This is a genomic window from Nocardioides rubriscoriae, from assembly GCF_008087085.1.
Lineage (GTDB): Bacteria > Actinomycetota > Actinomycetes > Propionibacteriales > Nocardioidaceae > Nocardioides > Nocardioides rubriscoriae.
In genome coordinates, this window is sequence record NZ_VIYJ01000015.1 from 28,173 (window position 1) to 47,786 (window position 19,614).

22 protein-coding genes are annotated in these 19,614 nt (G+C 75.2%); 11 read left to right on the top strand and 11 right to left on the bottom strand.

Annotation, left to right across the window (positions count from 1 at the left end):
• Positions 1 to 13: 13 nt before the first annotated feature.
• A complete protein-coding gene (locus FZC61_RS21595) occupies positions 14 to 817 on the bottom strand; it encodes a universal stress protein (RefSeq protein ID WP_170286214.1) in 804 nt (267 codons plus the stop codon).
• A 214-nt stretch (positions 818 to 1,031) separates the two neighbouring features.
• On the opposite strand from FZC61_RS21595, the gene FZC61_RS21600 reads away from it, so the two are divergent.
• Genes FZC61_RS21600 through FZC61_RS21610 form a run of 3 tightly spaced genes read left to right on the top strand, consistent with a single transcriptional unit; the run spans position 1,032 to position 4,154 of the window.
• Positions 1,032 to 1,916 carry a universal stress protein gene (locus tag FZC61_RS21600; RefSeq protein ID WP_170286215.1) on the top strand — a complete coding sequence of 295 codons (885 nt, stop codon included), beginning with the start codon at positions 1,032 to 1,034 and terminating at the stop codon, positions 1,914 to 1,916.
• A 1-nt stretch (position 1,917) separates the two neighbouring features.
• A complete protein-coding gene (locus FZC61_RS21605) occupies positions 1,918 to 3,645 on the top strand; it encodes a universal stress protein (RefSeq protein ID WP_148616336.1) in 1,728 nt (575 codons plus the stop codon).
• Positions 3,646 to 3,656: 11 nt separating this feature from the next.
• Positions 3,657 to 4,154 carry a hypothetical protein gene (locus FZC61_RS21610; protein ID WP_211357389.1) on the top strand — a complete coding sequence of 166 codons (498 nt, stop codon included), beginning with the start codon at positions 3,657 to 3,659 and terminating at the stop codon, positions 4,152 to 4,154.
• Positions 4,155 to 4,214: 60 nt separating this feature from the next.
• On the opposite strand, the gene FZC61_RS21615 is transcribed toward FZC61_RS21610, so the two are convergent.
• Both FZC61_RS21615 and FZC61_RS21620 read right to left on the bottom strand, forming a co-directional pair.
• Positions 4,215 to 4,640, bottom strand: a complete 426-nt coding sequence (locus tag FZC61_RS21615) for a pyridoxamine 5'-phosphate oxidase family protein (protein WP_148616337.1) — start codon at positions 4,638 to 4,640, stop codon at positions 4,215 to 4,217.
• A gap of 87 nt (positions 4,641 to 4,727) precedes the next feature.
• Positions 4,728 to 5,162, bottom strand: a complete 435-nt coding sequence (locus tag FZC61_RS21620; RefSeq protein ID WP_148616338.1) for a DUF305 domain-containing protein — start codon at positions 5,160 to 5,162, stop codon at positions 4,728 to 4,730.
• A gap of 473 nt (positions 5,163 to 5,635) precedes the next feature.
• Here FZC61_RS21620 and FZC61_RS21625 point away from each other — a divergent pair, with 473 nt between their 5' ends.
• The 8 genes from FZC61_RS21625 (at position 5,636) to FZC61_RS21655 (ending at position 11,674) form a co-directional block, all read left to right on the top strand.
• A complete protein-coding gene (locus FZC61_RS21625; RefSeq protein ID WP_148616339.1) occupies positions 5,636 to 6,355 on the top strand; it encodes a response regulator transcription factor in 720 nt (239 codons plus the stop codon).
• The gene (locus FZC61_RS21630; protein WP_148616340.1) at positions 6,352 to 7,698 is read left to right on the top strand and encodes a sensor histidine kinase; all 1,347 of its coding nucleotides are present in this window, start codon (positions 6,352 to 6,354) and stop codon (positions 7,696 to 7,698) included. Before FZC61_RS21625 ends, FZC61_RS21630 begins: the two co-directional genes overlap by 4 nt.
• Before the next feature lie 121 nt (positions 7,699 to 7,819).
• Positions 7,820 to 8,101: a hypothetical protein gene (locus FZC61_RS23240; protein ID WP_170286216.1), complete on the top strand. Its 282-nt coding sequence runs from the start codon at positions 7,820 to 7,822 to the stop codon at positions 8,099 to 8,101.
• A complete protein-coding gene (locus FZC61_RS21635; protein ID WP_170286217.1) occupies positions 8,098 to 9,048 on the top strand; it encodes an FAD:protein FMN transferase in 951 nt (316 codons plus the stop codon). Before FZC61_RS23240 ends, FZC61_RS21635 begins: the two co-directional genes overlap by 4 nt.
• Positions 9,045 to 9,677, top strand: a complete 633-nt coding sequence (locus FZC61_RS21640) for a ferric reductase-like transmembrane domain-containing protein (RefSeq protein ID WP_148616342.1) — start codon at positions 9,045 to 9,047, stop codon at positions 9,675 to 9,677. Before FZC61_RS21635 ends, FZC61_RS21640 begins: the two co-directional genes overlap by 4 nt.
• 2 nt (positions 9,678 to 9,679) lie before the next feature.
• Positions 9,680 to 10,948 carry an NADH-ubiquinone oxidoreductase-F iron-sulfur binding region domain-containing protein gene (locus FZC61_RS21645; RefSeq protein ID WP_170286218.1) on the top strand — a complete coding sequence of 423 codons (1,269 nt, stop codon included), beginning with the start codon at positions 9,680 to 9,682 and terminating at the stop codon, positions 10,946 to 10,948.
• Complete coding sequence (locus FZC61_RS21650) at positions 10,945 to 11,151, top strand: ferredoxin (RefSeq protein WP_148616344.1); 207 nt, start codon at positions 10,945 to 10,947, stop codon at positions 11,149 to 11,151. The genes FZC61_RS21645 and FZC61_RS21650 overlap by 4 nt, the downstream gene beginning before the upstream one ends.
• Positions 11,152 to 11,254: 103 nt before the next feature.
• Positions 11,255 to 11,674 carry a COX15/CtaA family protein gene (locus tag FZC61_RS21655; RefSeq protein ID WP_148616345.1) on the top strand — a complete coding sequence of 140 codons (420 nt, stop codon included), beginning with the start codon at positions 11,255 to 11,257 and terminating at the stop codon, positions 11,672 to 11,674.
• Between the two features lie 133 nt (positions 11,675 to 11,807).
• Here the strand turns inward: FZC61_RS21655 and FZC61_RS23245 are convergent, their stop codons facing one another.
• The 8 genes from FZC61_RS23245 to FZC61_RS21690 all read right to left on the bottom strand — a co-directional run bounded on the left by FZC61_RS23245 (position 11,808) and on the right by FZC61_RS21690 (position 19,601).
• On the bottom strand, positions 11,808 to 11,960 hold the full coding sequence (locus FZC61_RS23245; RefSeq protein ID WP_170286219.1) for a helix-turn-helix domain-containing protein: 153 nt from the start codon (positions 11,958 to 11,960) through the stop codon (positions 11,808 to 11,810).
• Between the two features lie 68 nt (positions 11,961 to 12,028).
• Entirely contained in the window at positions 12,029 to 13,318 is a 1,290-nt protein-coding gene (locus FZC61_RS21660) for a COG4705 family protein (RefSeq protein WP_148616346.1), read from the bottom strand.
• Between the two features lie 100 nt (positions 13,319 to 13,418).
• Positions 13,419 to 14,744 (bottom strand): HAMP domain-containing sensor histidine kinase, encoded by a 1,326-nt coding sequence (locus FZC61_RS21665; RefSeq protein ID WP_148616347.1) that lies wholly within the window; start codon positions 14,742 to 14,744, stop codon positions 13,419 to 13,421.
• Positions 14,745 to 14,806: 62 nt separating this feature from the next.
• Positions 14,807 to 15,496, bottom strand: a complete 690-nt coding sequence (locus tag FZC61_RS21670) for a response regulator transcription factor (RefSeq protein WP_148616348.1) — start codon at positions 15,494 to 15,496, stop codon at positions 14,807 to 14,809.
• 157 nt (positions 15,497 to 15,653) lie between these two features.
• Positions 15,654 to 17,357 (bottom strand): sensor histidine kinase, encoded by a 1,704-nt coding sequence (locus FZC61_RS21675; protein WP_148616349.1) that lies wholly within the window; start codon positions 17,355 to 17,357, stop codon positions 15,654 to 15,656.
• 30 nt (positions 17,358 to 17,387) lie between these two features.
• A complete protein-coding gene (locus FZC61_RS21680) occupies positions 17,388 to 18,071 on the bottom strand; it encodes a response regulator (RefSeq protein ID WP_148616350.1) in 684 nt (227 codons plus the stop codon).
• A gap of 343 nt (positions 18,072 to 18,414) precedes the next feature.
• Positions 18,415 to 18,888 carry an arsenate-mycothiol transferase ArsC gene (locus tag FZC61_RS21685; protein ID WP_148616351.1) on the bottom strand — a complete coding sequence of 158 codons (474 nt, stop codon included), beginning with the start codon at positions 18,886 to 18,888 and terminating at the stop codon, positions 18,415 to 18,417.
• Positions 18,885 to 19,601 carry an arsenate reductase/protein-tyrosine-phosphatase family protein gene (locus FZC61_RS21690; RefSeq protein WP_148616352.1) on the bottom strand — a complete coding sequence of 239 codons (717 nt, stop codon included), beginning with the start codon at positions 19,599 to 19,601 and terminating at the stop codon, positions 18,885 to 18,887. Before FZC61_RS21690 ends, FZC61_RS21685 begins: the two co-directional genes overlap by 4 nt.
• Between the last annotated feature and the right edge of the window lie 13 nt (positions 19,602 to 19,614).

Sequence of the window (19,614 nt, forward strand, 5' to 3'; positions counted from 1 at the left end):
ACCGTCGCGACGATCACGGCAGCACCGCCGTGGCCAGGCTCGCCACGGCGACCACGAGCACCGGGCACGGCGCGAGCGCCGTGACGGCCTCCGACGTCCGCCCGAGCCGCCCGAGGACCGGGGACCACTGCTCGTGCCGTCCGACGACCAGCAGGTCGGACTCCTCGCCGTGACGCAGCAGCACCTCGTGGGCGACCCCCCGCTCGACGACGACCTCGTGCGGGACCCGGGGGTGCGCGGCGAACCACCCGGCGTACACCTCGGCCAGGTCCAGCCCCGGCCGGTCGCGCTCGTCGACGCAGTGCACGACCCGCAGCCGGGCGCCGCGCCGCTCGCACTCCTGCAGCGCGCCCCGGACCACCGGGTCGCTCGTGGCGACGTCGTCGACCCCGACGCTGACCCGGGCCGGGTGGCGGGGTGCCTGCGCCAGGGGCACCGGCGGCACCACCAGCACCGGCACGGAGCAGCGCGCCGCGACGCGCTGCGCCGGGCTCTCGCCGGGGCCGGGCAGCTCGCGCGGCACGACGACGACGCAGGCGTTGCTGCTGGCCGCGACGAGCATCGGCACCACGGGTCCGTGGCAGAGCTCGGTGCTCGGGGGCTCCTGGCCCTCCCTCAGCCCGGCGAGGCGGATCGCCACCGCGTGCAGTGCACTGACCGCGCTGGCCCGGTCCTGGCGCCCCGTCGGCGCGACCACGTGCACCAGGTGCAGGCCGCACCGGTGCCGGGTCGCCTCGTCCGCGGCGGCGCGCAGCAGCGCGTCGGTCGGCTCCGGGCCGACCGCGACCACGACCCGTAGGGGTTCGTTGTCCCACATGACGCACCTCTCGGAGAGTTCGCTGCTCCCACGGTGTCCGGCCCCCGGGTCCGGCGGCGAGGGCCCTTCGTCACCTGCGGCGCACACCTTGGCCTCCTCGGCACCCCGGTCCTCCGGCGCGGCGACGGCGCAGGGACCGGAGAGGGGCGAAGGTCCCCCGGGGTCGGGTCCCGCGCCGGTTCCGTCCCGGAGGCGCCAGTACGAGGGTGGGAGCATGAGGCTCTACGAGGTCCCGCACGGCACCGTCGTGGTCGGCATCGACGGCTCGGTCCACAGCAGACAGGCCGTCGACTGGGCCGCAGGCCTGGCGCGCCGGGAGCACCGGCCCCTGGTCCTGGTGCACTCCAGCGACCCGTTCACCTTCGAGCAGGGCGGGGTGTGGACCGGGTGGGGCGACTGGCACGAGCTGCGACGACGGGCCGACTCGCCCCACGGCGAGATCATGACCGCCGAGCTGGCCCGCACGCAGGCCACGCACCCCGAGCTGGAGGTGCACCCCGTCGAGGACTACGTCGACCCGCGCCTGGCCCTCACCGAGCTGTCGACCCACGCCTACCGCGTCGTGGTCGGCTCGCACGGCCGCGGCCCGGTCGCCAGCGCGCTGCTGGGCTCGGTGAGCGCGGCCGTCGCGCGCGACGCACGGTGCCCGACGGTCGTCGTACGACCCGACACCGCCCGCACCGGCGGCGTCACCCGCAACGGCGTCACCGTCGTGGTCGACCGCTCGCGTCCCTCGCCGGAGTCGATGGAGCTGGCCTTCCGCCACGCCTCGACGACCGGTCAGCGGGTGCGGGTCCTGCTGTGCCGCGACGACCGCGACGACCTCGAGGACCCCTCCTCGCCCGAGCAGCTGCGCCTGGAGCTGAGCGAGCTGTGCGCCGGGCTCGGCGAGAAGTTCCCCGACGTCACCGTGCAGCCCGAGGTCGAGCACGGCCCCATGGAGGACGTCGCCGTGGGCGCCACCGTCGAGTCCGACCTGACCGTCATCGGCCGCTACCCGCACCACGGCCGGGTCGGCCTGGCCCGCGGCCGGTTCACGACCACCGTCCTGGAGCACGCGCGGGGCCCGGTCGTGATCGTCCCCGAGAGGAAGAGCTGACATGTCCGTCCCCCACACCGAGGCCGGCGACGAGGTCGTGTGCGCCCTCGCCGGGCACGGGTCGCCCGCGGCCCTCGACCTCGCGGCCCGGGAGGCCCGACGCACCGGTGCGAGGCTGCTGCTGGTCACCGTCACCGACGACCCCCACGACCCCGACACGGTGGCGCTCCTGCAGGACGCCGTGGCCCGCGTGCACACGTCGTACCCCGACCTCCACGTCGCCCGTGAGGCCGTCGAGGGTGACTGGGTCGCGGCCACGCTCGCGCGGATCGGGCGGCACGCGCGCTACGTCGTGATCGAGCGCACCCACCACGGCCGCCTGCACCGGCTCCTGTCCGGCTCCACCGCCGAGGGGGTGTCGTTCAAGGTCCCCGCCCCCGTGCTGAGCGTGCCGCCGGGCTGGTCGCCCGAGACCTCCGGCACCGCCGCAGTCACGGTGGGCGTCCAGGACATCGACGAGGTGCCCGCGCTGGTCGGCCTGGGCGCGACCGAGGCGACCGCCCGCGGGGTCGACCTCGTCGTCGTGCACGCCGCGGCTCCCCCGCAGGGTCACGACGTCGCCGACGTCGACGTCCGTCAGGACTGGATCGACCGCGCGCACCTGCGGCTCGACGCCTCGATCGGCGACGCCGTGGAACCCTTCCCCGACCTGAAGGTCCGGCTCGACGTGGTCCCCGAGCGGCCCCTCGACGCGCTGCTGCAGGCCTCGACCGGCTCCGCGCTGCTCGTCCTCGGCCGACGCCACCACGAGCACGCGTGGGGCACCCACCTCGGACCGGTGGTGCGCCGTGCCCTGCTCGACGCGACGTGCCCGGTGCTCCTGGCCCCCGACGAGGAGGCCACGCGCGCCGCCGATGCCGCGGCCGCGGTGCACGAGCGCCAGGCCAGCGACCGACGCGCGGAGCCCGGCGACGTCGTGGTCGCGGTCGGGGAGGACGACGCCGCCGGCGCCGTCCGGTTCGCCGTGGCCGAGGCGACCTCACGCGGCGTCGGTGTCCACCTCGTGCACGTCGTGCGGATGCCCGCGGTGGACGGCGTGGCGGCCGCGGAGGTCTGGCGCGACGCGGTCGCGCGCGGCCGGGGCCTGCTGGAGCGTGCCGAGGAGCACGCCCGCGGTGCCACCGGGCCCGACCTGCGCCTCACCCACCGCCTGGTCGACCGGGGCTCGCTGCTGACCGACCTGGTGCAGGAGGCCGCGCAGGCCTGCGCGATCGTCGTCCAGCACCGACGCCTGGGCCGTGCCCAGCGTCTGATGACCTGGTCGGTGACCAACGGCGTGGCCGCGCGCACCGACGTGCCCGTCATCGTCGTGCCGGCCGAGTGGTCCGCTGGTCCTGAGCGCGTCGGCTGCGTGGTGGTCGGCCTGCAGGACCTCGACGACGTCGAGCACGTCCTCCCCGTCGCCGTGGAGGAGGCCACCCGCCGCGGGCTGCCGCTGCGGGTCGTGCACGGGGGGCGGCTCTCCGAGCACCAGGAGGAGGAGATGACAGCCGCGATCGCGGCGCTCGTCCAGGGCGTTCCCGACCTCCGGGTCCACCGGGTCTTCGAGGACCGGGACGCCGCCGACCTCCTGGTGGGGGCGGTGACCACGGCCGAGATCGTCGTCGTGGGGCGGCGCCGTCACACGCTGTCGCGGCGCTCGCACCTGGGTCCCGTCGCGCGCGAGGTCCTGGACCGCACCGGCTACCCCGTGCTGCTCGCGCCGCCGGCCGCCTCGGCCCCGGCCTGATGACCGGCCTGATGACCGGCCGGACGACCGGCGCGTCCACCACGACCCGGCCGGCGACGCCGCACCGGGCGAGCGAGCAGCAGGTGATCGACCCGGTCCTGGGGGCCCTGGCGCATCCGCACCGGCGCCGGGCCGCCCGCACCGCCGTCGGCGGGTTCTTCCTGGCGATGGCCGGGGTGCACCTCGGACTGGTCGCAGCCGACCCGCAGGTCTACGCGACGTTCGCCGACCGGTCCGAGGTGGCCTTCGTGCGCGACTCGTGGCGAGACGTCGTGATGGCGGCTCCGGTGTGGTGGATCTCCCTGTTGCTGGTCGGCGAGGCGCTCGTCGGCGTCCTGCTGCTGGTCGGGGGCCGCGCGGCCCGCGTGGGGTGGGCGGCGGCCATCGCGTTCCACCTGCTCCTGCTGCCGTTCGGCTGGTGGGCGTGGGTCTGGGCCGTGCCGGCGCTCGGCTGGCTCGTGCTCATCGCCGCGCTCGAGCTGCGCGCGCCGCGGACCCGGGCCGCCTGAACGGTCCGGGCGGCCCGTGGCTCAGGCCAGACGGTCAGGCCAGACGGTCAGGCCAGACGGTCAGGCCAGACGTCGTCCGGAGATCTGCTCGATCTCGACGTGCAGGCGCAGCGACCGCGGCCCGGTGGGCCACACGTCGATCTCGGGAGCGTCGACCCGGCCGAAGGACCAGTCGATCTGCACGTGGCCGTGGGCCAGCACGCTCCAGCCGGTCCGGGTGACCGGGTCGAGGTGGTCGGCCTGGAAGCTCACCGGGCCGTCATCGGCCTCGCGCGCCACGGCCGAGTAGGCCGTGGTCCGCACGTCGATCCCGTCGGTGGTGACGGCGAAGTTGACCGGCACCACGGTCGGTCCGTCGGTCCCGTTCCACGCCAGGCGACCGACCGCGGTGCCACGCAGCAGGTCCCAGCACTCGTCGTTGCTGAGGTCCACGAGGTGGCGGGTCGCAGCCGTGCCGTGACCACCGGTCGTCGAGGAGTTCGTCATGGTGCCGATGCTCCGGCCCGGGGGGTCCGGCGGCCAGGGTTGGCCGACCCGTCGGGCCGGGACGTTCGTCCCGCGGCGGGACTGCCGTCAGCGGCGCATCGGCCCCGCACCGGACCCGGGGCCGGTGCCGAACCAGTCGTGCGACCACCGCAGCATCAGCGCGATCTCGCGGCGCTGGGCGGTGACGATGCGCCGGGCGAGGTCGGCGACCTCGGGGTCGTGCAACAGGCCCGCCGCGAGGGCGTGTCGCGACATCATCACAGCCGCCATGTGGTGCACGGCCATGTCCTGCAGGAACGTGCGGTCGAGGTCGTCGCCCGACGACGCACCGAGGTCACGCATCATCGGGTCGTACGGCGCCGCGGGCCGGCCCGGGTCCTCACGCGCCAGCAAGGCGCGCATCAGGCCCACCTCGCGGGTCTGGCCCTCGACGATCGAACGGCCCAGGGCGCGCATCGGGGCCCGCTGCGACCGCGACAGCTCGCCCGCCGACGCGATCGCCTCCTCGTGGTGGCTGATCATCGAGGCCAGGGAAGTCGGCCTCGCTGGTCACCACCGACGTGCCCGACCCGTGCATCGGGCCACCGTCCGGTGGGCCCATCGCGGTCGGGTCCGGGTCGCCGTCGGCGGCGCAGGCCGTCAGGCCCAGCGACGCGCCCAGCGTCAGGACGACGGCCCCCAGGCCGAGGCGTGGGGCGAGCGAGAGGCGGTTCATCGTGCGGCTCCCTGCTGCGGGGTGGAGGGCTCTGTCCTGGTCTGGTCGTGACCCGGTCGGGGTCCATCGGGGGTCGATCGGGGCTCGGTCGGTGGCGCACCCGGCCTGCGCGTCCAGCCCGCCACCCGGGCGGACCCCTCGCCAGGGCACGCGGGGGCACACCGGCAGGACCGAGGTCCCGCGCCGCGCGGCGTACGCCGTCCACCGACCACCACCCACCGAACGCCGTCCACCGAGCGCCGGCGGCCGGCCCTGGTGACCGCTCGCTACGGTTCGGGGCATGGTGCACCTCCTGGTCGTCGAGGACGACGAGCCGCTGCGGCGGGCCCTGGTCCGGGGGCTCACCGCCGAGGGCGCCAGCGTGGTCGCGGCGAGCACCGCCGTCGAGGCGATCGGCCTGGTCTCGAGCCAGCGGCCCGACGCCGTGCTGCTCGACCTCGGGCTGCCCGACCTCGACGGGCGCGACGTGCTCGCCCTGATCCGCGCCGGCGGCGACCTCCCGGTCGTCATCACCACCGCACGCGACGACGAGCGCGACATCGTCCAGCTGCTCGACTCGGGAGCCGACGACTACCTCGTCAAGCCGTTCTCGGCCGCCCAGGCGATGGCCCGGGTGCGCGCGGTCCTGCGACGCGGCCAGGCCGGGGCCGACGAGGTCGCCGACACCACCGTCCGCGTCGGCGAGCTGGTGCTCGACCCGGGGGCCCGCACCGCGACCCTCGCCGGGACCGAGCTGTCGCTCAACCGCAAGGAGTTCGACCTCCTGCTCGCCCTGGCCTCGCGACCGCACCAGGTCCTCTCCAAGCGTCAGCTGCTGGCCGAGGTCTGGCAGCAGCCGTGGGGCGGTGCCGACCGCACCGTCGAGGTCCACCTGTCGTTGCTGCGCCGCAAGCTGGGCGAGACCGCCGCCGCGCCGCGCTACCTGCACAGCGTGCGGGGCGTCGGGATCAAGATCGTCGACCCCGGCGACCCGGCGGGCGACGCGGCGGGCGACGCGTGAGCCTCTCGCGGCGCATCCTGGTGCTGAGCGTCGGTTCGGCGGCGGCCGTGCTGGTGCTCTTCACGATCCCCCTCGCCCTGCTGCTGCGCGCGAGCGCCGCCGACAGCGTGCGCGGCTCGGCGACCGACTCGGCCCAGGCCGTCGCCGACTACCTCAGCTCGGGACCGTCACGAGCCGCGACCACGGCGTACGTCGAGCGCGTCAACAGCCGCGACGACAGCTATCCCGTCGCCGTCGTGCTCACCGACGGCACCGTCGTGGGCGCCGACCTGCCGGGGCTCGCGACCGTGCCGCCGGAGACCTCACGGGTGCCCGCCGAGTCCGACACCGACGGCGACGGCGACGACGGGCTGGCGCCCACCTCGTCGGCGAGCGTGGTGCCCACCGACGGCGGGCAGCTGGTCGTCGTCGAGGTGCGCGGCGAGCTCGGCGACGACCAGGTCGTCGTCTTCGCCGCAGACAGCCGGGTCACCACCCGCGCCGCCGAGCAGCTGTCCCTGCTCGGGCTGGTCGGGCTGGTCCTGCTCGCCCTCACCGCGGTCGCCTCCCAGGTGGTGACGCGGCGCCTGGTCGGCACCCTGTCGGAGGCGGCGAGCGTCGCCGACGCCCTCGGCGAGGGCCAGCTCGCCGAGCGGGTACCCGTCGACGGGCCACCCGAGGTGCAGCGCGTCGCCCTCGCCCTCAACCGGCTCGCCACGCGCATCGACGAGCTGCTCCTGGCCGAGCGCGAGCTGGTCGCCGACCTGTCGCACCGGCTGCGCACCCCGCTCGCCGCGCTGCGCCTCGACGTCGAGTCGCTGGCCCGCACGGTGCCGGTGCCCGAGATCGAGGAGCACCTCGACGCCCTCGAGCGGACGCTGACCGCGGTGATCCGCGAGGCCCGTCGCGCCGAGCGGGAGGGCGTGCGTCCCCACGCGGACGTCGCCGCGGTGCTGCACGACGCCTTCGACTACTGGTGCCCGCTGGCCGAGGACCAGGGCCGTGCGGTCTCGCTGAGCGTCCTCGACGGCCTGCCCCCGGTGCGGTCCGCGCCCGAGGACCTGCGCGTCGCCCTCGACGCGCTGATCGGCAACGCCGTGGCCCACACCGCCGACGGGGTCGCGCTCGCGGTCGTGGTGGCCGCGGTGCCCGACGGGGGCGTCGCGGTCGAGGTGCGTGACCAGGGTCCCGGCGTGCGGCCCGACGTCGTGCTCCGCGGGCGCAGCGACCGTGGTTCGTCCGGCCTCGGGCTCGACATCGCCCGCCGGTGCGCCGAGTCCAGCGGCGGGGGGCTCGAGCTCGACCGCGTCACCTGCGACGGCGCCTCGTGGGCCGTCGTACGGCTGGTCCTCGGCCCCGCCTGACCTGTCCGGCGCCGCCGGCGCGACGGGCACGACCCCGTCCTGGGCTGCTCACAGGTCCGCTTGAGCCCGATTTGAGGGTCGGTTTCGGTGGGTGTGAGCCGATCGGCGCCACGCTCGGGGCATGACCACCCCCCGAGACCGTCTGGTCCGCAACGTCCGGGTCGCCACCGGCGCCCTGGTGCTGTCCGCGGTGGGCGCCACCGGACTGCTCACCGTGGTCGCGGACGCCGCCACCCCGCACGACCGGGGCCAGCAGCCCGACTCGGGCACCTCGGGCATCTCCGGCACCTCGGGCACCTCGAGCACCGGCTCCTCGTTCTGGGGCACCGGCAGCGGGACGACGGGGATCGGCCCGGGCGGCAGCAGCGGCAGCAGCACCGGCAGCGGGAGCCACGCGTCGTGACCACCGTCTCCTGGCGCGACTGGTCGTGCCGCGTCGACGTGACGCTCGACGACCACCGGACCGGTGACGACGACGGCGCGCTCGCCACCGCCGCTACCGCCACCGTCCGGACCCTCATGGCCGAGGTGGCCCGGGCGGTCAGCCGGTTCGACCCCGACTCCGAGCTCGAGCGGGTCAACGCCGCCGCCGGGCGTCTGGTCCCCGTGGGGGCCCTCGCCCAGCTGCTGGTGCGCGGCGCGCTGGACGCCGCCCACGCGAGCGACGGCGCGGTCGACCCGACCGTGGGCGCGGCCCTGCTCGCCGCCGGGTACGACGCCGACATCGCCGAGCTCCGGACCCGCCGGCCCCGGCCGGTCGGGGCCCGGCCGCCGCGACCGGACTGGCGACGGGTCCGCGTAGACACCGAGCTCGGGCTGGTCGGCGTCCCGGTGGGGTGCCGCCTCGACCTCGGGGCCACCGCCAAGGCCTGGACGGCCGACGAGGCGGCCCGTCGCGTGGCCACGCTGACCGGGCGCCGGACCCTCGTCGGCATCGGCGGCGACCTTGCGGTCGGGCACCCGGGGGTCGGGCACCCGCGGACCGCCCCGACCGTCGCGTGGGACGTGCCGGTGAGCGAGCGCGAGGGCGGACCGGCCCAGGTGGTGGGCCTCTCCTACGGCGGCCTCGCCACGTCGTCGACCGGCGCCCGCCGCTGGCGCACGACCACCGGACCCGCCCACCACGTCATCGACCCGGCCACCGGACGACCGGTCGAGGGACCCTGGCGCAGCGCCTCGGTCTGGGCCCCGTCGTGCGTGGCGGCCAACGTGTGGAGCACGGCCGCCCTGGTCTGGGGCGCCTCGGCGCCCGAGCGGCTCACCGGGCGCGGGGTCGCCGCCCGCCTGGTCGACCACGACGGACACGTCCGCACCCTTGGTGCCTGGCCGGTCGCGCAGGTGGCGGCATGATCCTCTGGGACCTGGCCCGCGCCGCCGGCTACGTGGCGGTGCTGACGGCCACCGTGACGGTGGTCCTCGGCGCCCTCGGCACGGCCCCGAGCCGGGAGGCGGGGTCCTGGCGCGTCAGCGCGCAGCGGCTCGACCGGCGGCTGCTGCGCCAGATGGTGCACCGCAGCGCCGGGGTGCTCACCCTCGCGATGCTCGCCCTGCACGCCGTGCTGCTGGTGGCCGACGCCTACGTCCCGGTCGGGGTGACCGGCGCACTGGTGCCGTTCACCGCCGGGTTCCGCGGCTTCGCCCTCGGGCTCGGCACGCTGGCGACCTACGGCTTCGTGGTCGCGGCCGGGAGCGGGGCCCTGCGCCGGCGCCTGGCCACCTCGGCCACCGCGGTCCGGACCTGGCGCGCGGTCCACCTGACGTCGTACCTCGCCTGGGTGCTCGCGGTCGGTCACGGCGTGCTCGCCGGCACCGACACCGGCCGGTGGTGGTCGTGGCTGCTGTACGGCGGGTGCCTCGCCGCGGTGCTCGGGGCCGTCGCCTTCCGGCTCTCGGTCCTGGGCAGCCCGCACGCGTCGCCGCTGGGCGAGGCGCGTCAGCGCGCCGACGTGCGGCCCTCGGTCACCGGTGGCAGGAGATGACGATGGCACCCCCCGAGGCCCCCCTGCTGCCGCCGGCCGTCGCCCTCGGCGCGGCCCGGCTGCTGCTCGGCACCAGCCACGGCCAGCGCATCGACCTGGCGACCCACCGGCGCCTGCACGGCACGGTGGCCCCCGTCGACCTCGACCGCCTGGTCGCGATGACGACCGAGGTCGCGCTGCTGGGCCGCGGCGGCGCTGCCTTCCCGGTGGCCACCAAGCTGCGGGCGACGCCCGCGGGCTCGCGCACCCAGGTCCTGGTCAACGGCTCCGAGGGTGAGCCCGCCAGCTTCAAGGACCGCACCGTGATGACGCGCACGCCCCACCTCGTGCTCGACGGCGCGCTGGCGGTGGCCGGGGCCCTCGGGACCCGCCACGTCACGATCACGGTGCACGACGACGCATCGGCCCACAGCCTGCGCCGGGCCGTGCAGGAGCGCCGCGACGCCGGCCGCGTCCGCGTGGTGCAGCGGCCCGGGGGGTTCGTGTCCGGTGAGGTGCGCGCGGCGATCCGTGCGGTCGACGGCCACGCACCCCTGCCGGGCGGGCGCCGGGTCCTGCCCAGCGTCAGCGGTGTCAAGGGCGCCCCCACCTTCGCCTCCAACGTCGAGACCTTCGCGCAGGTCGCCGTCCTGCTCTCGCGGGGGGTCCGCGAGCACGCGAGCGTCGGCGACCCCGACGAGCCCGGCACGACGCTGCTGACCCTGTGGGCCGACGACTCCGGTCCGGTGGTGGTCGAGGTCCCCACCGGGCTGGCCCTGCACGGGCTGCTCCCGGGCACCGACGACCGGCCGGTGCTGGTCGGCGGCTACCACGGCACCTGGGTCCCGGTCGCCGGCGACCTGCGGGTCAGTCGACCTGCTCTGCGCCGGGCGGGCCTGCGTCTCAACGCCGGCGTCGTCGCCCGTCCGCCGGCCGACACCTGCCTGCTCGGCGAGGTCGCCGCGGTGACGCGGTGGCTGGCAGCGGAGTCGGCGGGCCAGTGCGGACCGTGCTGGTTCGGGCTGCCCGCGCTGGCACGCACGGTCGACGACCTGGTCGCCGGTCGGCAGGTGCCCGAGGCCGCGCAGGCGCGCGCGGCCCTGCTGCCCGGTCGCGGCGCCTGCGCCCACCCCGACGGCGCGGCCGGGTTCGTGAGCTCGGCCCTCGAGGTGCTCACCCACGAGGTCGCCCTGCACCGGACCCACGGCACCTGCGGACGCCCGCTGCGCGGAGCGCTGCCCGTGCCGCCGGTCGGCCCGCGCCCCTCCGCCAGGCACGGGGGGGCACGGTGAGGCTCGAGATCGACTGGACCCGCTGCGACGGCCACGGCCTGTGCGCGCGGCTGCTCCCCGAGCTGGTCGACCTCGACGAGCACGGCTTCCCGGTCCTGCGCACCCACGACGTGACCGCGGCCCTGGTCCCGCACGCGCGGCGGGCGGTGAGCGCCTGCCCGGTGCTGGCCCTGCGCCTGGTCGACCCGGGCCCCCGCGGATGAGCGCACCGCGTCACGCGCGCGCACCCCCGAGCCGGCGCGCACCGCGCTCCCCCTCGCCCCCACGCCGCACGCCCTCCGATCCACCTTCCACCAGGAGCAACCTGTGACCGACTCCCGTTCTGCCACCACGACCACCACGACCCCCTCCACCGCCGGCGCCCGCAAGGCCTACCTGTCCGTGATCGGGCTGGCCAGCGTCCTGATCCTGCTCCAGGGCCTGTGGGCGGGCCTGTTCGTCCACGAGGGCGAGGACTACGAGGAGAAGTGGGTCGAGATCCACGCCCGGGGCGCCGACCTCGCGATCCTGCTCGCCGTCGTCGGCGCCGTCATCCTCTACGTCAAGATGCGCGAGCGTCGCGACCTGCTCATCGGCACCGTCGCGATGGCCGTCATCCTGGTCTTCGAGGCCTACCTCGGCGGCCTGATCGGTGACAACCCCGGCGTGACGGCGATCCACTTCCCGCTGGCGATGGCTCTCATGGGCCTGTCGGTGTGGCTCCCGCTGCGCGCCGCCCGTACCTGAGCGCCTGACGGCCCGGGGCGACCGCCCTCGGGTCGCGCGGGTCCCCACGGTGCGCGGTCCGGGTCGACCAGCCGGAGCGCACCGTGGGGACACGCGCGCGCGGCCGCCCTCGCCTGCGCGTGTACGGCGCGGATCATCGAGTCAGCGTGAGACCGCTGATGCCCGGGAGTGCCGGGTCGGGCAGCACGACGTCCGGCGGCGAGGCGACCGGCCGCGCGCGGGCGTCCGCGCAGGACGACGAGCGCGCGGTGGGCGCGAGGGAGGCGGTCGACGAGGTGGAGGTCACCGGGCGCTGCGTGGGCGGTGCGCCGAGCTTGACCGTCAGGTTGAGCGCCGCTCCTGCGCACCCGCGGCTCAGCCCAGCGTGGCGATCAGCGCCGTCAGGGCACCGGTCTCGGCCTGCGGGTCGGGCGCGGACGCACGGACGGCGCCCAGGACGGTGTCGATCTGCTGGTCGACGTAGGTCCAGGTGGTGCAGTCCTTCGCGACGAGGCGGTCCTCCGCGTCGTCCCAGGCGGTCTCCAGGTCGGTGATCCGCGAGGTCGCGCCGGCCTGGTCCCCGGAGCGCACGAGGCCGAGCGTGTCGGTGGCGACGGTACGGAAGGCGCTGACGTCGGCGGCCGGGAACGACGTGGCGACCTGCTGCCGGGCGGCGTCGGCGGTGAGCGACGACGGGTCGCTCGCGCACGACGGGGCGGCCCCCTCCTCGGCGGCGAGCGCGTTGGCGTGGGGCTGAAGATTGGCATAGGTGAGCAGGGCCACGGTCGCCACCGCGAGGGCGCCCATCGCCCCCAGCGTCGCCCGTTCGCGGGCGGTGTCGCGCGCAGGCGCCTCGGCGCCGTCGCCGTGACGGGCCTGCCAGTCCTCGATGACGTCGGCCCTCGAGACCGACAGGTAGACGACCGTGGCGAGGATCGCGCCCAGGAACAGCAGGCTCGTGCTCAGCGTGCCGAGGCCGAGACCCCGTTCGCTGGAGGGCGAGGCGAGGTAGTCACCGATGTTGGCCCCCAGCGGTCGGGTGAGGATGTAGGCCACCCAGAAGGCGAGCACCGGGTTGGCGCCCAGCCGCCACAGCACCGTGACCGCGGCGATCAGGCCCAGCGGCAGGAGCACCGAGGTGCCCGGGCTCCACCCGGTCAGCTCGAGGGTCCAGTCGCCGGTGGCGGTGCCGAGGGCGAAGGTGACCAGGACCGCGACCCAGTAGAACGACTCGCGCGGGGTGGTGACGATGCTGTGGATCGACAGGGTGCGCTCGCGGGCGTACCAGGTGCCGAACACCCCGGCGAGGAGCACGGAGAACACCGTGGTGCTGATCCACAAGGGCACGCCGACCTGGTCGGTGAGGATGTCGGTGTAGAGGGTGCCGGTCACGCTGACCACGACGACGGTCAGCCAGTAGGCCGCCGGCACGTAGCGCCGCAGCCGCACCTGGACGGCCAGCACGAGCACGAAGGCCACGGTGAAGATCACCGAGGTGCGCACCAGGCCGACCCCGAGGGTCTCGTTGACGTAGTCGGCGAAGCTCTCGCCGACGGTCGTGCACAGGATCTTGATCACCCAGAACCACAAGGTGACCTCGGGGACCTTGTTGAGCATGGTCCTCGGGGTCAGCGGGCGGGTCGGGACGGACGACGTCGATGACATGGTCCGAGGGTCGGTGCCGGCACCTGACACGCGCCTGAGCAGGTGACGGGTGGCGGTGCCTGGAGCGCCCGGGGGCGCCAGGAGGCGTTGAGCCGGTGGCTCAGGGGGTCGGGAGGGTGACCGAGACGCGGGTCGCGAGCGGCCCGTCCACGACCCGGACGTCGCCGCCCATGCTGCGGGCGACCCGTCGTGACAGGGCGAGCCCGAGGCCGGCGCCGGCACCGTGCCGGTGGTCCTGGGTGTGGCCCGGCTCGAAGACCGCCTCCCGATCGCCCGGGGCGATCCCCGGACCGTCGTCGTCGACCAGGAGGTCGACGAACCCCGGCCTCGACGCCGCCACCGTGACCACGACCCGGCCGGCCAGCCGGTGGGCGTTCTCGAGGACCGGCGACATCGCGCGCACGGCGAGCGCGTGCGGCAGCAGGACCCGCGTCGCGGGGTCGATGGTCACCGAGACCCCGTCGGCGCCGATGGCGGAGAGCGCGTCGTCGACGGCGTCGCGCAGCAGGCACGACGCCCCCAGCGCCTGGGTCGACTCCGAGCGGGCCAGCTCGAGCAGGCTCTCGATCGTCGTGCCCATCCGCCGCGTGGACACCGCGATCTCCTCGAGGCACTCCTGCACGTCGGTACCGAGGTCGCGGTGCAGCAGCGCCAGGTCGGCGTTGGCCTGGATCGCGGCCAGCGGGGTGCGGAGCTCGTGCGCCAGCTCGGAGGTCAGCCGCTGCTCGGACCTGATCGCCGTGGCCACCCGTTCGAGGAGCCGGTCGAGGGTGCGCCCGAGAGCAGCGATCTCGTTGCGGTCCGGACCGAGGTCGAAGCGGTGGGTCAGGTCGTGCTCGCTCCAGTCGTCGGCCGCGGCCGTCATCGCGGCGACCGGTGCCAGCGCTCGGTGCGACACCCACGCGGCCAGCCCTGCTGCCAGGGCGACCATCAGCAGCCCCGCACCGACGCAGACCAGCAGGGCCTGCCGCTCGGCTCGCTCGTAGGGCGCCAGCCGCTCGGTCACCACGACCACACCGGAGCCCCCCGCGCCGGTGTCGAAGGGCTGGGCGAGCACCCGGCTCTCGTCGCTGCCCGGACGGTCGACATAGGTCCGCGCGGTGACCGTGGAGAGGTCGGCGTAGGTCGCGGCCTGCGAGGTCGGGACGCTGCCGGCGGCCAGGCGGCCCGTGGAGTCGTAGACCGCGACCCCGGCGTCGAGCCGGGCGTCGGGCACGACCACGCGTCCGTCGCGGTCGGTCGAGACCGAGCCGACCACCACCTGCGCCCGGTCACGCAGCACCGTGTCGAGGCTGCGGGTCGTGGAGCGGGCCAGCACGACCTGGACGAGGATCGTCAGGAGCAGGACGACGACCGCGGTGACGGCCGCGACGAGGAGCACCAGCTGGGAGCCGAACGACCGGCGCCCGGGCCGCGCCGGCCGCACGGCACGACCGGCACCAGGTCGAGGACGTGACCGCGGACGTGGACGATGACGTGGACGGAGGTTCACGCGCCCGGTGGCCTGTCGACCAGGCGGAAGCCGATCCCGCGCAGCGTCTCGATGACGACCGGGGTCTCGACCTCGCCCATCTTGGTGCGCAGCCGACGCATCAGGGAGTCGACGGTGTTCTCGCTGACGATCGCCCCGTCGGGCCAGGCCGCCGCCACGACGGCACGGCGACGGACCACCTCGTCGGGTCGGCCGGCGATCGCGGCGAGCATCCGGAACTCCGTCGGCGACAGCAGCACCTCGCCGCGCTCCGTGCGCAGCGTGTGGGTCGTCGCGTCGAGGACCAGGCCTGAGGTGTCGGAGCGGACCACGAGCTGACGACCACGTCGCCCGAGGACCGCGACCCGGGCCAGCAGCTCCTTGAGCTCGAAGGGCTTGGTGACGTAGTCGTCGCCGCCGGAGCCGAACCCCGCCAGCCGCTCGTGCGTCGCCCCCAGCGCGGTGAGGAACAGCACCGGCGCGTCCTGCCCGCCCGCCTTGAGGGCCTGGCACACGTCGCGCCCGTCGGCGTCGGGCAGCCCGATGTCCATGATGATCACGTCGATCCCCGACCCGGGCCCGAAGAGGGCGAGGGCCTCCTTGCCGCTGTGGGCCAGGACCGTCTCGTGGTCGTCGAGGGTCAGGGCCTGGCGCAGGGCGCGTCGCAGCGCGGGATCGTCCTCGCAGATCCCGACCGTCAACCTCATCGCCGTCTCCTCGTCCTGTGCCCTGCCGCCGCGCCCACGAGGGTGCTGTGATCGTGCGCGCACGGTCCTGACACCGACCTGAGCAGCGCGACCCCCGCAGCCCCCGCAGCCGCCGGAGCAGCACGACCGCGCACCGCCCGGACCAGGCCGGGCGGGGTCAGTCTGCCGGGTTGGCCGGCACGCGCCAGCACAGGTGGGTGCCACCCTCGGCGCGCGACTCCAGCACGAAGCTGCCCCCGTGGATCGCCGCCCGGTTGCGCATGTTGGCGACGCCGCTCTCGCGGGGGTCGTCGGGCAGCCCGACCCCGTCGTCGTCGACGACCAGCACGATGTCGCCGTCACGGACGGCGAGCACCACGTCGACCGACGAGGCGGCAGCGTGCCTGCCGGCGTTGGACAGGGCCTCGGCCAGCACGGCGAGGAGGTCGGGGGCCAGGCGCTCGCCGAGCAGGGTGCGGGCCGGGCCCTCGAAGCGCAGCGACGGGCGGAACTTCAGCGTGGCCCGCGCGCGCTCGACGAGCCGGGTCACCTCGGCCTGGATGTCGGCGGAGGCCTCGATCGACCCGAGCGCGAAGATCGAGCGCCGGATGTCCTTGATGGTGCCGTCGAGGTCGTCGACCGCCTGCTCGATCTTGTGCGAGACCGCAGGGTCGCCCGACAGCCTGGCAGCGCTCTGCAGACCGAGCCCGACGGCGAAGAGACGCTGGATCACCAGGTCGTGGAGGTCGCGTCCGATCCGGTCCCGGTCCTCGAAGACGGCCAGACGCCCCTGGTCGTCGCGCGCGCGGGCGACCTGCAGCGCCAGGGCCGCCTGCTCGGCGAAGCTCGTCGGCAGCGCGAGGTCGACCGTGCGGTAGCGCTCGACGTGCTCGGGGTGCCACGCGAGCGCGAGGACCCCTTCGACGGCGCCGGCCGAGCCGAGGGGCACCACGATCGCGGGGCCCATCCGGGGCCAGCCCAGCACCGGGGCCAGGTCGAGGGCGCGTGGGTCCGCGGCGAGGTCCTCGACCGACATCGCGCGACCGGTGCCGACGACGGCCCCGGCGAGGGAGTTGGCCAGGTCGATCGACCGCATGGCGACCGGGTCGGCGGGCGCCCCCGACACGACCTTGAGCGCGAGGTCCTCAGGACACGAGCCGACCACGATCCACGAGACGTCGGCTCCCGCCACCTCGCGGGACAGGTCGGCCACGGCCTGCAGGGCCTCGAGCCCCGGCCCGCTGCTGGCCATGAGCCGGGTGATCTCGGCGGTCGCCGCCAACCAGTGCTCGCGACGCGCGGTCTGCTCGTAGAGCCGGGCGTTCTCGATGACGACGCCGGCGGCCGCCGCGAGGGCCACGACGATGTTCTCGTCCTGCTCGGTGAAGTCGACGCCCCCTGACTTCTCGGTCAGGTAGAGGTTGCCGAAGACCTGGTCGCGGATGCGCACCGGCACCCCGAGGAACGAGCTCATCGGCGGGTGGCGCTCGGGGAAGCCGAACGACGACGGGTGCTCGGCGATGTCGTGCAGCCGCAGGGGGCGGGGGTGGTCGATGATCTGCCCGAGCAGCCCGTGCCCGGTCGGCAGGTCGCCGATGCGCGCCACCTGCGAGGTGGTCATGCCGTGGTGGACGAACGTCCGCAGGCGGCGCTCGGGTCCCTCGCCCAGGACGCCGAGCGCGGCGTACTCGGCGTCGACGAGCGTGCTGGCGATCGCCACGATGCGCGCCAGGACCCCGTCGAGGGTCAGGTCGGCCGCCATCGTCACGACGGCGTCGAGCAGCAGCCGCAACCGGACCTGCTCGTCGAGCACGCCCTGCACCCGCGCGAGCACCTCGCGCAACAGGTCGTCGAAGTCGACCTGCCCGAGCGGGGTCGTCACCGTGTCGTCACCGTGTCGGCGCTGGGGTCGTCACCGCTGGCGCTTCGACGCGAAGATCGCGGCCTGCGTCCGGCTCGACAACCCCAGCTTCGCCAACATCGACGACACGTAGTTCTTCACCGTCTTCTCCGCCAAGAACATCGACTCAGCAATCTGCCGATTCGTCATCCCCTCCCCGATCAGCTCCAAGATCCGCTGCTCCTGCCCCGTCAACCCCTCCAGCTCACGATTGACCGGCGGACCCCGACGCACCCGCTCCAAGACCTGCGCAGTCACCTGCGGATCCAACATCGACTGACCCGCCGCCACCCGACGCACCGTCGCCACCAGATCCCCACCCCGCACCTGCTTCAACACATACCCCGCCGCCCCCGCCATGATCGCCGCGAACAACGCATCGTCATCGTCGTACGACGTCAAGATCAACGCCCGAATCCCAGGATCACGCGACCGCACCTCACGACACACATCCACCCCCGACCCATCCGGCAACCGACCATCCAAGATCGCCACATCCGGACGCAACGCCGGAATCCGCCGCGCCGCCTCCTCCGCCGACCCCGACTCCCCCACCACCACGATGTCGCCCTCACCCTCCAACAACTCCCGCAACCCACGACGCACCAGCTCATGGTCATCCAGCAGGAACACCCGGATCGGCGCCGACCCGGCGGGCACCACGGAGTCGGCAGGCAGCGGGGGATCAAGGGCCATAGGACCACCGTAGACCCGGGATCAGGGTCCCGGAGGCGTTCCTCACGGGGTCGGGACCAAGGGCCCTGTCGACCCCTGCACGGTGGCTCGACGATGGATCCCGAAGCGAGCACGAGCGGGCACACCCTCCGACGCGACAGGGACGGCCATGGACCACGAGACGAGACCCTGCGCCGCGCGCGGGCACGTCGCGTCGCGTCGCTCGTGCCGCGTCGCTGGTGGCCACCCGGTGGTCCGTCCCTGACCGGCTGACGCACCCCCAGACCGCTACCGCCGGGCCTGCCCCCCCGTAAGGGCTCGGCGGTAGCGCCCACGTCTTGGCCGGCCGCCGCCCGGTCGGACGTCAGGTCGCGGGACCGGAGTCCGCGTCGGCGAGCACCGACGGGGGCAGCTCGTGGTCGGGGACCAGCTCGGCGAGCAGCCCGCGGACCCGCGCGTCGAGGTCGGCGACGATGCGCCGCACCGTCACGTCGTCGCGGCCCAAGGGATCGTCGACGGGCCAGTCGACGTAGCGCACCCCGGGGACGTACGGGCACTCCTCGCCGCAGCCGAGGGTGATGGCGAGAGCACTGCTCGCGATCATGTCGCGGGTCAGGTGCTTCGGCTCCTCGCGGGAGGTGTCGAGCCCGAGCCCCTCGAGCACCCGGGCCACCTCGGGGTGGATGTGGTCGCCCGGCTCGGTGCCGGCCGACAGCGCCGTCACGGTGCCGCCGGCGTAGTGCTCGGCGAGGACCCGGGCGATGACCGAGCGACCGCCGTTCTTGCGGCAGGCGAAGACGACCTGGTGGGGGTGCGCGCCGGGCTGGTCGTGGGTCATGGGGCTCCTCGCTCGGGTGGGCGGCCGGCGGTCCCGGCCAGGGTGGTGATCCGTCGGTCGAGCTCGGCGACGACGGCGTCGTAGGACGCCGCGGTGTCGGCGACGACCGGGTCGGGGACCGACCAGTGGACGTCGTCAACGCCGGCCAGCTCCTCGTGGGCGTGGTCGCAGACCGTGACGACGAGGTCGCCGTCGCGCCGGACCTCGTCGAGGTGTCGTGGGGTGTCGTCGACCAGGCGCAGGCCGTGGCGCGCCGCGGCGGCACGGGCGCCGGTCGCGATCACCGGTGCCGGCTGGGTGCCGGCCGAGGCGACGGGCAGGTCGCTGGTCCCTCGCCACAGGGCGCTCGCGAGCTGCGAGCGCGCGCTGTTGGCCGTGCAGACGAACACGACGCGAAGCGCCCCGGTCGAGGCCGCCGTCGTGGCCGGACCCACCAGGTCGTCCAGACCGCCGGGAGCCAGGGTCACGTAGCTGCGGCGGCGGTCGCCCTGCGAGCGTCGGCGCCGGGCGATCCCGGCGCTCTCGAGGACCTTGAGGTGGTGGGCCAGCAGGTTGGACGTCAGGCCCAGGGCCTGCTGGAGCTCCGACGGCGAGGCGTCGCCGACGAGCAGCCGGTCGACGACCGCGAGCCGGACCGGGTCGGCGAGCGCGGCGTGCCGGGCCACCCGTACGTCGGGGCGCCGGAGCGTCGGGAAACTTCGCTCTACGATCATTGAGTCAAGTTTG

Excerpts from the sequence above, each read along its gene's own strand:
- FZC61_RS21595 (WP_170286214.1), bottom strand. The coding sequence starts at position 817 with ATGTGGGACAACGAACCCCTACGGGTCGTGGTCGCGGTCGGCCCGGAG.
- FZC61_RS21600 (WP_170286215.1), top strand. The coding sequence starts at position 1,032 with ATGAGGCTCTACGAGGTCCCGCACGGCACCGTCGTGGTCGGCATCGAC.
- FZC61_RS21605 (WP_148616336.1), top strand. The coding sequence starts at position 1,918 with ATGTCCGTCCCCCACACCGAGGCCGGCGACGAGGTCGTGTGCGCCCTC.
- FZC61_RS21610 (WP_211357389.1), top strand. The coding sequence starts at position 3,657 with ATGACCGGCCGGACGACCGGCGCGTCCACCACGACCCGGCCGGCGACG.
- FZC61_RS21615 (WP_148616337.1), bottom strand. The coding sequence starts at position 4,640 with ATGACGAACTCCTCGACGACCGGTGGTCACGGCACGGCTGCGACCCGC.
- FZC61_RS21620 (WP_148616338.1), bottom strand. The coding sequence starts at position 5,162 with ATGATCAGCCACCACGAGGAGGCGATCGCGTCGGCGGGCGAGCTGTCG.
- FZC61_RS21625 (WP_148616339.1), top strand. The coding sequence starts at position 5,636 with ATGGTGCACCTCCTGGTCGTCGAGGACGACGAGCCGCTGCGGCGGGCC.
- FZC61_RS23240 (WP_170286216.1), top strand. The coding sequence starts at position 7,820 with ATGACCACCCCCCGAGACCGTCTGGTCCGCAACGTCCGGGTCGCCACC.
- FZC61_RS21640 (WP_148616342.1), top strand. The coding sequence starts at position 9,045 with ATGATCCTCTGGGACCTGGCCCGCGCCGCCGGCTACGTGGCGGTGCTG.
- FZC61_RS21645 (WP_170286218.1), top strand. The coding sequence starts at position 9,680 with ATGGCACCCCCCGAGGCCCCCCTGCTGCCGCCGGCCGTCGCCCTCGGC.
- FZC61_RS21660 (WP_148616346.1), bottom strand. The coding sequence starts at position 13,318 with ATGTCATCGACGTCGTCCGTCCCGACCCGCCCGCTGACCCCGAGGACC.
- FZC61_RS21670 (WP_148616348.1), bottom strand. The coding sequence starts at position 15,496 with ATGAGGTTGACGGTCGGGATCTGCGAGGACGATCCCGCGCTGCGACGC.
- FZC61_RS21680 (WP_148616350.1), bottom strand. The coding sequence starts at position 18,071 with ATGGCCCTTGATCCCCCGCTGCCTGCCGACTCCGTGGTGCCCGCCGGG.
- FZC61_RS21685 (WP_148616351.1), bottom strand. The coding sequence starts at position 18,888 with ATGACCCACGACCAGCCCGGCGCGCACCCCCACCAGGTCGTCTTCGCC.
- FZC61_RS21690 (WP_148616352.1), bottom strand. The coding sequence starts at position 19,601 with ATGATCGTAGAGCGAAGTTTCCCGACGCTCCGGCGCCCCGACGTACGG.